This window comes from Campylobacter sp. RKI_CA19_01122 (assembly GCF_025771325.1).
Classification (GTDB): domain Bacteria; phylum Campylobacterota; class Campylobacteria; order Campylobacterales; family Campylobacteraceae; genus Campylobacter_D; species Campylobacter_D lari_D.
Genome location: NZ_JAKMPZ010000003.1, coordinates 108,388 through 120,809, shown reverse-complemented (window position 1 = coordinate 120,809; position 12,422 = coordinate 108,388). Strand labels below are relative to the sequence as shown.

The following is a 12,422-nucleotide window of genomic DNA, read 5'->3' as shown; positions in this document are numbered from 1 at the left end:
TATTTTAGAGTATTTTAAACACATATTGTAACAAAAAAAAATTTAATTTTGCATAGCTTTTTGTTTTAAAATTTAAATTTTTAGAAAAAATTTTGTGTAAAATTAGTAAAAATACAAGTTAGGAAAAATTATGTTTGAACTTACTAGCGAATTTAAGCCAAGTCCTGATCAAAAGCAAGCTATTGATGGTATAGTAAAAAGCATTAAAGCAGGTAATAAATACCAAACCTTGCTAGGTGTTACAGGTAGTGGAAAAACTTTCACTATGGCAAATATCATTAAAAACTTAAACATGCCTACTCTTATCATGAGCCACAATAAAAGCCTATGCGCGCAACTTTATAGTGAATTTAAAGGCTTTTTTGCAAATAATCATGTGGAGTATTTTATAAGCTATTATGATTATTATCAACCCGAGGCTTATATACCAAGAACCGATGTTTTTATAGAAAAAGACAGCTCTACTAATGAAGACTTAGAAAGATTAAGACTAAGCGCAAGTGCTTCGCTTTTAAGTTATGATGATGTTATTTGCATAGCTAGTGTTTCAGCAAATTATGGTTTGGGAAATCCAAGTGAGTATGTGGGTATGGTTTTGATTTTAGAGCTTAATATGCAAATAAATCAAAAAGAACTTTTAAAAAAACTTGTAGATATGGGTTATAAACGCAATGATAATTTCTTTGACAGAGCTGATTTTAGAGTCAATGGAGATATAGTAGATATATATCCAGCTTATTATGAGGATGAAGCTATTAGACTTGAATTTTTTGGCGATGAACTTGAGGCGATGTATCATTATAATATCTTAGAAAATAAAAAAGGTAAAGACTTAAAAAAATTTATACTTTATCCAACTAGTCAATTTAGCGTAGGTGAAGCTAGACTTAAAGAGGCTATAAAAGGTATAAAAGCTGAATTAAATAAACGCCTTGCTTATTTTGAAAATGAAAATAAACTCGTAGAAGCACAAAGACTAAAACAAAGGGTAGAATTTGACCTTGAAATGCTTCAAAGTACTGGCATGTGCAAAGGAGTTGAAAATTATGCCTTGCATTTAACAGGGCTTAAGAGCGGCGATACACCTTATACGCTTTTTGATTATTTTGCCATTAAAAATCAAGATTTTTTAGTCATTGTAGATGAATCTCATGTATCTTTACCACAATTTCGCGGAATGTTTGCAGGGGATAGAAGCAGAAAGCAAACTTTGGTTGATTATGGTTTTCGCTTGCCAAGTGCCTTAGATAATAGACCTTTGATGTTTGATGAATTTATTAATAAAAATTGTAAATTTTTATTTGTTTCAGCCACACCTGCACCTTTAGAACTAGAATTAAGCAAAGAAAATATTTTTTATCAAATCATGCGTCCAACAGGGCTTTTAGATCCTAAAATAGAAATCAAAGATAGTGAAAATCAAGTAGAAATTTTATACGATGAAGCTAAAAAAGTTATAGAGCGTAATGAAAGAGTTTTAATAACCGTTTTAACTAAAAAAATGGCTGAAGAGCTTAGTAAATACTACTTGGAACTTGGCTTAAAAGTAAAATACATGCACTCAGAAATTGATGCAATTGAGCGCAATGAAATCATCCGTGGCTTAAGAAGTGGTGCTTTTGATATTTTAATCGGGATTAATCTTTTAAGAGAAGGACTTGATTTACCTGAAGTTTCCCTTATAGCGATTATGGATGCAGACAAGGAAGGCTTTTTAAGAAGCACCACTGCACTCATTCAAACGATGGGACGCGCGGCTAGAAATGTCAATGGAAAAGTATTACTTTTTGCTAAAAAAATCACAAAATCTATGCAAGAAGCTATCGATACTACCAATGAAAGAAGAACCCTACAAGAAGCTTATAATAAAAAGCACAACATCACACCAACCTCAGTAAAAAGAAACATAGAAGAAAGTTTAAAACATGAGCTTGAACAAGGAGAAATTTATCGTAAAGGCAAAGAACTTGAAAAAATGCCTGCGAAAGAACGCGCTAAAATAGTAAAAGAATTAAGAAAACAAATGCTAGAAGCAGCTAAAAATCTTGAGTTTGAGAAAGCGGCAATGCTTAGAGATGAAATTAATAAATTAAGAACTTTATAATCCCTTAAATAAGGGATTATTTATTTGCTCTTTCTATATACTCTCCACGCACAGTATCAACGCGGATTACTTCCCCTTCTAATACATGGAAAGGAATTTGCACTACTGCGCCTGTTTCTAAAGTAGCTGGTTTTTTGTTTGAGCCTTGAGTATCACCTTTAAAATTTGGTGCCGTTTCAATAATTTTAAGTTCCATTACTTGAGGCACTTCCACACCAATTGCTTTTCCATTGTGAAATAAAACATCTACCATGGTTCCATCAAGCATCCATTTTTTAGCTTCACCCACATCTTCATCGCTAATTGCAACTTGCTCATAAGTTTGAGTATCCATAAATTGACAATTTTCACCATCATCGTATAGATATTGCATTTGCTTTTCTTCTAAATTTGGAGATTCACATTTATCCCCTGCATGGAAAGTTTTTTCCAAAACCTTACCATCGATAAAAGATTTAATTTTAATACGAACAAAAGCAGGACCTTTTCCTGGTTTTACATGTTGATATTCTACGATTTTAAAAGGAATACCATCAATTTCTATTTTTAAACCTTTTTTTAAATCTCCCATTCCATAAGAAGCCATATATTTTCCTTAATTTTAAAATTAAAAAATAATTGTAACAATTAAGGCTTATAAAAAGCCTTAAATTTCTGCATATTCTGCAAAAATACAAGCATCAATAGCTCTTAATTCCTCAAGCAAAGCTTTTGAAATTTTCGTATCAAGCAAAATTACAGCCAAAGCTTTTCCAAAGCCATTTCTACCAAGTCTAAAATCAGCTATATTGACATTATTTTTGGCTAAAATTCCGCTAACATTAGCAATAACTCCTGGTATGTCATTATTGTTTAAAATTATCATTTTCCCTTTTGGTTTAAAATCTACATCAAAACCATTCAATTCTACTATTCTTTGTTCATTTTCACCAAAAATAGTTCCTGAGATAGAAAGGTTAGAATTATCTGTAATTACTTTTATAGTGATTTTATTACTATAACCACTACTTGGTAGAATACAAGAAGAAAGTTCTACGCCCTTATCTTTAGCTACAAAATGTGCGTTAATATAATTAATATTTTCACCTAAAATACCTCTTAAAACACTCACTGTTGCAAAAGTTAATAAAGACTCATTATACTCGCTAATTTGTCCTTCACTTTCAAGTTTAATAGCCTTAATAGGAGTTTTATCAAGCTGAGCAGCCAAAAAGCCCATTTTGGAAATAAGCTCAATATAAGGTGCTACAAAACTTGGTAAATCTTCAGTTTTAATCGGTAAATTTAAAGCATTAGGATAAGAAATTCCTCTTGCAGCATTTAAAGCTTGCTCGCATGCTTGGATAGCGATATTTTCTTGACTTTCTAAAGTGTTTGCACCAAGATGAGAAGTAACAGAAACATTTTCAAAGTCTAAAAATGGATGATTAGTTGCTGGTTCTTTATTAAACACATCGATACCAAGCCAAGCTATTTTACCACTTTTTAAACCTTCACACAATGCATCTTCATTATAAAGACCACCTCTGGCACAATTTATCAATCTTACCCCATCTTTCATTTTAGAAATTTCTTCAAAAGAAATCATATCTGTTGTTTCTTTTGTTTTTGGCGTATGTATGGTAATAAAATCACTTTGAGTTAAGATTACATCTAAAGAATTCACACACTCTATACCCAAATCAGTCATTTTAGAAGCTACCACATAAGGATCATAAGCTATAACTTTCATACCAAAAGCTTTTGCACGTACAGCCACTCTTGAACCTATATTACCAAAACCTATAACTCCTAAAGTTTTATTCATAAGTTCAACACCATACCACTTTTCTCTTTCCCATTTTCTTTGTATTTTTAAAAAATTATGAGCATTTACAAAAGATCTTGCAGAGCATAATAAATGATTCATAGTAAGCTCAACTGCTGCTATGGTATTAGCCGTTGGTACATTCATTACTATAATGCCTTTTTTAGAGCATTCATCTATATCAACATTATCAACCCCAACGCCTGCTCTAACTAAAGCTTTTAAATTAGAACATGCATTGATAAATTTCAAATCCACATCCGTTGAACTTCTAGTAATAGCAACAACTACATCATTTAATTTTGTTAAAAGTTCATCTTTAGGTAAATGTGCTGCTTCGATAAGCTCAACATCATCAGCTTTTCTTAAAAGTTCTACGCCTTTGTCTAATATCGCATCACATACAATAATTTTTTTCATAACCAAACCTCCTTTAATTTTGCATTTATGTTATAAATTTTTAATTTGTCGATCAGTGTATTTAATACTTTTTCATTATTTGTATCTAAATAAATTGCCACTTCATCTTTACTCTGTGTTAAAGTGTATTTGATAAAAAAAGAATGCAGAGTTTGCTTTAAACAAAACATAGAATAAACATCATTTTTATTTACATCGAGCATATAAAATTTTTGTTTTGGCTTTACTACAGAATCATCCATATTAAAACTCATATAAAATTCATTTGCTGCTGGAGAAAAATCATTGATTTTAATATTTGAAAGTTTATCTTGCCAAGTTTGTGGTAACTCTTTTTTTATTTCATCAAAAGAATATTTAACATTTTGTGAGATAGGTAAATTCCCAATATCTACATATCTCACCATAAAAATAAAAGCAATAAATAAAATTAGGCTTAAAAAACCTAAAATACCATAAAGGGTATATTTTTTCATTTTTTATTATAAAAGTTGATCTTTGATAATATCACCTAAAGTTACTTTGTCATTATCATTGATTTCATTTAATGCTTCTCTTTCTTTCATTCTTGCAAGGCTTTTTACGCTTAAACGAATTCTATTTTTCTTTTCATCAATGAAAACAATCAAAGCTTCTATTGTATCACCTACTTTTAAACTTGAAAAATCAATATTTCCCAAATCCTCTTTATGAATAAGTGCATCAACGCCTTCTTCAAGCTCTACAAAAACTCCAAAATCTTTAATATCTCTAATTTTACCAGAAATAACATCATTTACTTGGTGTTTTTGAGCATAAACTTGAACAGGACTTTTTTGTAATTCTTTAGTACTTAAAGAAATTTTTTGATTTTCTTTATCTAGTCTAATGATTTTAACTTCTACAACATCACCAACTTTATACATATCTTTACATTTATCACTTCTATTCCAAGAAGCATCTTCATTATGCAACAAACCTTCTAAATTAGCAATTTTTATAAAGGCACCAAAATTAGTCACGGAAGTAACACTGCCTTTTAGCACATCACCTACTTTATACGATTTTAAAAACTCATCAAAAGGTTTTGCTAATAAATTTTTTAAAGAAACTCTAAGTCTTCTTTCTTTAGCATTAATTTCAATCACTTCCACATCAAGCTCTTGACCTTCATTAATATAATCTTTTGGATTTTTAGCATTTTTATCCCAAGAAATTTCACTTATATGTAAAAATCCTTCTATATCATTTCCTAAATCTACAAAAGCACCATATGGTTCTATATTTGAAACCGTAACTTTAATAGTATCACCAACTTCTAAACCATCTTTAATTTCATCCCAAGGATCAGGCATGGCAAGTTTTATAGATAAAGAAAGATGTTTTTTATCTTTATCATATTTAATCACTTTTACAGGAACTTTATCACCTTCATTATACAACGAACTAGGATTTACTGGTCCTTTATAAGAAATTTCACTATAATGAACTAAACCATCAACACCACCTACATCAACAAACATACCGTAAGTAGTGATTTTTTTAACAACACCTTCTATAATTTCTTCTTGATTTAATACATTTGAAATAATTTCTTTGCGTTTTTTTCTTTCCTCATCTACTATTTTTTTTCTAGAAACTACTATACTCTGAGCTTCTTTATCTATTTTTATAATTTTAACTTTAAAAGTTTTATTGATAATATTATTTGAATCTTTAAAACTGCTTTGTGATTTTGGTAGGAAAAACTCCACTCCATTTTCATCCACAGCTACAAAGCCACCTCTATTTTTACCAATGATTTTTACATCAAATATACTTTCATCATCTTTATAATTGTTAATAAATTCTTTAACTTTTTGTTTTCTTAAAGCTTTTTTATGAGAAAGTAAAGATCTGCCACCGCGAGAACCTACTATAGCAACTTCTAATGTATCACCTTCTTTGAAGATAAATTCGCCTTTTTCGTTTTGAATTTCTTCTGCTACTAAAATACCTTCTGATTTTTGTCCTACATTTACAAATACCTCATCGCCTTTAATCGCGACAATTATACCTTGTGTAGTTGCCTCCTCATCAGACTTAAAAGATTCTTCAAGCATTTGCTCAAAATCTTCTTCTATGATAATATCCTCTAGTCTGTTTTGAACTTTTTTGTTCACCTCGCTCATTGTGGTCCTTTGTTTTAAATTTTAATTGTTGATTATAGTATTGTTTTCTTTAAACTTAGTTAATTTTGGCGTATTCTTTGATTTTTTCCAAAACCAAATCAATCACCCAATCAGGTGTAGAAGCACCCGCACTAATGCCACATTTTTCTTTACCGCTAAACCATTCTTTCTGAATTTCTTTTTCATTTTCGATTAAATAACTATCTTCACAATAGTTTTTTGCTATCAAAAAAAGCTGTTTAGTATTGGCTGAGTTCTTCCCTCCAACTATTATCATTACATCACTTTTTTTAGCAAGTTCATTGATTGCTTCTTGATTTTTAAAAGTCGCATCACATATTGTATTAAAAACACGCACTTCCTTAACCCTAAGCATTAAAAAATTTACAATTTCCATAAATTTTTCTATCTTTTTTGTAGTTTGTGATACTACTGCAATTTTAGAAGGCAATTTAATATCAAGCAATTCTTTTTCATCAAGCACTACATAAGCTTTAGTACTTACATAACTTCTAACCCCTTTTACTTCAGGATGATTTTCATCCCCAAAAATAACAACTTCATAACCTTCATTGCTCATTTGCTCACAAATTTTTTGAGGTTTAGTCACAAAAGGACAAGTTGCATCAAAAATTTCTATATCTTTTTGCTTTAATTTTTCTAAATCTTGCTTTGTAATACCATGAGTTCTAATGATGGCTTTTTTTTCTGTGCTTAATTCATTGATATCATTTAATGTTTTAACATTATAATTTTTCCAAAGTCTTGTGATTTCTTCATTATTATGAATTAAAGGGCCTATGGTAGCTGCATCTTTAATCTGCTCGGCTTTTTTAATAGCTCTTTTTACTCCAAAACAAAATCCATAACTTTTTGCTAATTCAATCTCCAATCTTAGCTCCTATTTGCTTTAAAATCTCAATAAAATTTGGAAAAGAAGTTTTGATGCATTCACTATCATCTACTTCCATTCCACATCTTAAACCTAAAATTAAAAAACTCATCGCAATTCTATGATCTCCAAAGCTTTCTATTTTAGCATTTTTAACTTCGCCACCTTCTACTTCAAAGCCATCTTCAAATTCTTTTACTTTTATGCCACATTTTTGCAAATTTAATACAATTGATTTGATTCTATCACTTTCTTTTACGCGCAATTCTTTAGCATTTTTTATAATGCTTTTTCCTTTTGCACAAGCAAAAGCTATAGCCAAAGCTGGAATTTCATCAATCAACCATGCGATATTTTCACTCACATTTACCGCCTTTAAAGGCGTACTTTCAACACAAATTTCTCCAATACTTTCAAAATCTTTATTAGTAATATTATAAGTGATCTTTGCACCCATTTTTTCTAAAATTTTAAAGGCTTCAATGCGTGTTTTATTTAACAAAACATTTTTTAAAACTACTTTTGAATAAGGTAAAATACAAGCAGCTAAGGCAAAATAAAAGGCTGATGATGGATCATTTGGTACACATACTTCAAATGCTTTTAATTTTTCTTTTAAAGGATTGATTTTGATAAAAGTTTTATCCTCATTTAAATACTCAATGCAAGCTCCCATTTTATTAAGCATAATCTCACTATGATCCCTTGAAAGCTCAATTTCTTTAAAATAACTTTCTTTTTTGGCAAATAAAGCTGCTAAAATTAAAGCTGATTTTACTTGAGCTGAAGCAATATTACTACTAAAGTCAAAACCATCTAACTTAGCCCCTTGTATGCAAATAGGCGCTAAATTTGCATTAGCTCTTCCAAAAATCTTAGCTCCTAAACTCATCAAAGGCCCACTCACTCGCTTCATTGGCCTAGCATTTAAATAACAATCTCCACTAAGAACAAAAAATTCATCTTCAATAGCACTTAAAAAACCTATTAAAAGTCTCATAGCTGTACCTGAATTTCCACAATCTAAAACGCAATTTGGAGATTTTATATATTTTGGAGCTTTAATATAAATTAATCCATCAATTTCTTCAACTTCAGCTCCTAAAGCTTGAATGATTGCTAAAGTATGTAAAGTGTCTTGTGCTTTTAGATAATTTTTAATCTTACAAGTTCCTTGAGTAAGCAAAGAAAAAATAGCAAAGCGATGAGATATAGACTTATCAGAAGCTATATCTTCAAGCTCTACTTTAAAAGAATCAATAGGACTTATCTTCATCGAAGTTTTAAACCATGCTCATCATCTAAAGCTTTGATGATTTTATCAATATATTCAAGGATAATATTATCTTCTAAGGTTTTTTCAAAATCTCTAAATACCAAATTAATAGTCAAGCTATAAAAATCGCCTAAATTTTCATCTGTATATAAATCTACCACTCTAAAGCTTTCTAATCTTTCGATATTTAATTTAGCAATAGTGTGTTTGATTTTTTCATATTCAAAACCCTTAGGTATTACTATACTTAAATCCCTGCTCATAGATGGAAATTTAGAATATGCTTTAGCGGTTTTAAAGTCTTGTTTTAAGCCTTCCAAATCAAGCTCGCAAATATAAGTTTTAACCAAATCCCTTTCATTTTCTATACTTAAATGCGCTCTACCTACAAAACCTATACGCTTGCCATTTTTATATACATTTGCTTGTTCATATGGACTTAAAAATGCATATTCTGATTTTTGTAAACTAAAATCACCTATAATGCTTTTTAATTCTGCTAAAAAGGTATAAAAATCCACTAAAACAGGCTTGGCCTTATTTGTGATTTTAGCTTCTTCTTTATAACCACTAAAGATCATTGCAAATTTAGCATGCTCATTTGAAAACTCATCAAAAACACTACCACACTCAAAAAGTTTAATTTTCTTTTTTGAATTTCTTAGATTAAAGCTTACTGCATTTAAAAGATGATTTATCAAAGTACTTCTTAAAGTATTAAGTTCGTTAGTAATAGGATTAATGAGTTTGTTTTTAATACATTTAAATCCTAGCTGACTTAATTCTTCTTCATTATCTAAAACATAATGCACACTTTCAAAATATCCATTGTTGCTTGCTTTTAATCTTAAATTTTTAAGCTCTTGATAATCAAAATATACTTGATTTAAACGATTTTTTTCTCTAAATTCTAAAGCTTTTGATGGGATATTATCAATACCGATAATTCTTACTATTTCTTCACTAATATCAGCTATATTTACTATATCACTACGGTGAAGTGGAATTTTAATATTAAATTGTTCATCATTTACCACACTTATTTCAAAGCCTAGTTTTCTAAGAATTTTGACTAAATTATTTTTATCTATAGGCATACCAATGATTTTATCAACCTCTGCACCAAAAATCCCAATAATATTTGCTTCATTTTCTTTAAAAACTTGTTGGCTTCCTGAAAAAACACTCATTGCACTAATTTTTAAGCACTCATTAAATAAATACTCCATTCCCAAAGAAAGCTTAGGCTCACTGCCTCTTAAAGAACGATATATAGTGTCATTTTTCTTTTTATAAAAAGCTATTGCGTTTGCTATAGTTTGAGGATGAGTATAGCTTGCTTCTATAATGATGATTTTACTCTCATCATTGATTTTAAATTTATCTTCTTGCTCTATACCTGCTAAAGCAATCAACTCATCTTTATAATAAACCCCATATTCTCCATGTTCTTGAGTTTTAATCTCTAAAACAATCTTTTCATCAATTTGACAATCTTGACAAAGCTTATGAAAATCATAAGCACAAAAAATCACTCCACTTGCATGAGTTGCATAAGTTAAAAGATTTTCTATGTTGTTATTTTTATATGCTTCAATCAAAGCAAGGCGAATTTGTATCGTGATATTTAACTTAAATTCTTCTTTAATCTCTAGTGCCTTATAAGCAAAAAATCCTTCAACATCACTTTGATTTTTAACACTTAGTATTCTTCCTATACCTACGCTATTTTCACCTTCTTTTAAAGGATTTAATTCTTTTAAATTTAAATCAAGTGCTGCACTTAAATCTCTAGCAACACCATATAAACTCAAGCAATCCCCGCGATTTGGAGTAAGTTCTATTTCAATTAATTCATCATTAAACAAATTATATTCATTAAGAGCTTTTCCTAAAACTAACTCTCCCATACTTTCATCTAAAACCATAATGCCTTCATTACTTTTTCCAAAACCAAGCTCACTAGAAGAGCAAATCATACCCATAGATTCAACCCCTCTAAGTTTGGCAGGTTTTATCTCAAGTCCGCTAGGAAGCACTGCACCTACTAAAGATACGGCTACAAATTGATCTTTATCAACATTTTTTGCACCGCAAACAATTTGTAAAATTTCATTCCCAACATCTACTTTACAAATATTCAATTTATCTGAATTTTCATGTTTAACTTTTTCTAAAACCTTACCTATTACAACTTTTTGGGGAGCTTTAACACTTTTGAAACTATCAACCTCTAATCCTATGGAATTTAAAGTATTTACTATAGTTTGTGTTGATATTTCACTTAAATCAATCCATTCATTTAACCAATTTCTACTAATAATCATCTAAATTGCTCCAATAATCTTAAATCACCTTCAAACATAGAACGCAAATCAGGAATTTTATGTAAAAGCATAGCAAAACGCTCCACACCCAAACCAAAAGCATAACCACTTACATTTTTATAACCAACAAATTTATAAACATTAGGGTCAACAACGCCACATCCTAAAACTTCAAGCCATCCTGTTTGCTTACAAACCCTACATCCACAACCTTTACAAAACACACAAGAAATATCTACTTCAGCAGATGGCTCTGTAAAAGGAAAAAAGCTTGGTCTAAAACGCACTTTTACATCGCCAAACATATGTTTTAAAAAATGCTCTAGCATATCTTTTAAATTTGCAAAATTTACCTTATCGCCTTCTTCTACCACAAGTCCTTCTACTTGATGAAACATAGGCGTATGAGTAATATCAAAATCTCTTCTAAAAACTGCACCTGGTGCTATCATTCTAATAGGTGGTTTTTGAGATAGCATAGTTCTAATTTGCACTGGAGAAGTTTGAGATCTAAGCAAGGTTTTATCTTCAAAATAAAAAGTATCTTGCATATCTCTTGCAGGATGATTTTGTGGTAAATTCAATGCTTCAAAATTATGAAAATCATCCTCGATCAAAGGCCCTTTTTCTATACTGAAATTTAAAGCTGTAAAATATTCTATGATTTTATCCATAGTTTGCATGATTGGGTGCAAAGCACCTGCATTTGAAGTTTCATCAAAAAAGCTAAAATCTTGCACATCTTGTTTCATTTTTTCATTTAAAGCTTTTTCTTCTAATTCTTTTAATTTTATTTGATAAGCCTCATTAAATTCATCTCTTGTTTTATTTAAACCATTGGCAAATTCTTTTTTTTCTTCACCTTGCAAATCTTTTAACTTTGCAAATTCTAAAGTCAAAATACCCTTTTTTCCTAAAACACTTACTTTTATATTTTCAAGCTCTGCTAAAGTATTTACAGAAGTAATTTTTTCTATCATATCTTGCAATTTTAGCTCCAACTAAATTTTTTTTAAACATTCTAATGTAAAATTATTTAAAATTAGCAAAAATAATAAAAAAAGGACTACTAAATGAGAGAAAAAACCGTATTTGAACTAATCGTAGAAGGAAAAATCCCTGCTAATAAAGTTTTAGAAAGTGAAAAATTTTTAGCTTTTCATGATATCAATCCTAAAGCACCTATTCATATTTTAATCATTCCAAAAGAACATTTTGAAAACTTTCAAGAATTAAGACCTGAATTAATGAGCGAAATGACACAATTTATCCAAGAACTAGCTACTCTTTTAGGGCTTGATAAAAGTGGGTATAGATTAATCACAAATTGTGGAAAAAATAGCGGACAAGAAGTTTTTCATTTACATTTTCATATGTTAGGTGGATTTGAGCTTCCAAAAAATAAAGAAACCCAAATCAACCCTCAATCTTTATTCTAAAAAGAGC

The 12,422-nt window shown here is 29.8% G+C and carries 10 protein-coding genes; 2 read left to right on the top strand and 8 right to left on the bottom strand.

Translation table 11 applies throughout. The annotated features are described in order from the left end of the window. Positions 1 to 130: 130 nt before the first annotated feature. On the top strand, positions 131 to 2,104 hold the full coding sequence (gene uvrB, locus L8U37_RS02790; protein WP_133319895.1) for an excinuclease ABC subunit UvrB: 1,974 nt from the start codon (positions 131 to 133) through the stop codon (positions 2,102 to 2,104). 16 nt (positions 2,105 to 2,120) lie between these two features. Here the strand turns inward: uvrB and efp are convergent, their stop codons facing one another. Genes efp through pheS form a run of 8 tightly spaced genes read right to left on the bottom strand, consistent with a single transcriptional unit; the run spans position 2,121 to position 11,965 of the window. Next, positions 2,121 to 2,690: an elongation factor P gene (gene efp / locus L8U37_RS02785; protein ID WP_039618934.1), complete on the bottom strand. Its 570-nt coding sequence runs from the start codon at positions 2,688 to 2,690 to the stop codon at positions 2,121 to 2,123. Positions 2,691 to 2,750: 60 nt separating this feature from the next. Then, the gene (gene serA, locus L8U37_RS02780) at positions 2,751 to 4,331 is read right to left on the bottom strand and encodes a phosphoglycerate dehydrogenase (RefSeq protein ID WP_263660223.1); all 1,581 of its coding nucleotides are present in this window, start codon (positions 4,329 to 4,331) and stop codon (positions 2,751 to 2,753) included. Beyond that, positions 4,328 to 4,807 carry a hypothetical protein gene (locus tag L8U37_RS02775; RefSeq protein ID WP_133319893.1) on the bottom strand — a complete coding sequence of 160 codons (480 nt, stop codon included), beginning with the start codon at positions 4,805 to 4,807 and terminating at the stop codon, positions 4,328 to 4,330. The genes serA and L8U37_RS02775 overlap by 4 nt, the downstream gene beginning before the upstream one ends. Positions 4,808 to 4,813: 6 nt before the next feature. Then, positions 4,814 to 6,481, bottom strand: coding sequence for a 30S ribosomal protein S1 (locus L8U37_RS02770; RefSeq protein WP_263660222.1), 1,668 nt, complete (start codon positions 6,479 to 6,481; stop codon positions 4,814 to 4,816). Between the two features lie 55 nt (positions 6,482 to 6,536). Continuing rightward, on the bottom strand, positions 6,537 to 7,373 hold the full coding sequence (locus tag L8U37_RS02765) for a 4-hydroxy-3-methylbut-2-enyl diphosphate reductase (RefSeq protein ID WP_263659749.1): 837 nt from the start codon (positions 7,371 to 7,373) through the stop codon (positions 6,537 to 6,539). Next, positions 7,363 to 8,649: a 3-phosphoshikimate 1-carboxyvinyltransferase gene (aroA, locus tag L8U37_RS02760; protein ID WP_263662192.1), complete on the bottom strand. Its 1,287-nt coding sequence runs from the start codon at positions 8,647 to 8,649 to the stop codon at positions 7,363 to 7,365. Before aroA ends, L8U37_RS02765 begins: the two co-directional genes overlap by 11 nt. Then, positions 8,646 to 10,976 (bottom strand): phenylalanine--tRNA ligase subunit beta, encoded by a 2,331-nt coding sequence (gene pheT / locus L8U37_RS02755; protein ID WP_263728534.1) that lies wholly within the window; start codon positions 10,974 to 10,976, stop codon positions 8,646 to 8,648. Before pheT ends, aroA begins: the two co-directional genes overlap by 4 nt. After that, positions 10,973 to 11,965, bottom strand: a complete 993-nt coding sequence (pheS, locus tag L8U37_RS02750) for a phenylalanine--tRNA ligase subunit alpha (RefSeq protein WP_263728533.1) — start codon at positions 11,963 to 11,965, stop codon at positions 10,973 to 10,975. The genes pheT and pheS overlap by 4 nt, the downstream gene beginning before the upstream one ends. A gap of 84 nt (positions 11,966 to 12,049) precedes the next feature. Here pheS and L8U37_RS02745 point away from each other — a divergent pair, with 84 nt between their 5' ends. After that, on the top strand, positions 12,050 to 12,415 hold the full coding sequence (locus tag L8U37_RS02745) for a histidine triad nucleotide-binding protein (protein ID WP_220566684.1): 366 nt from the start codon (positions 12,050 to 12,052) through the stop codon (positions 12,413 to 12,415). Positions 12,416 to 12,422: the final 7 nt, after the last annotated feature.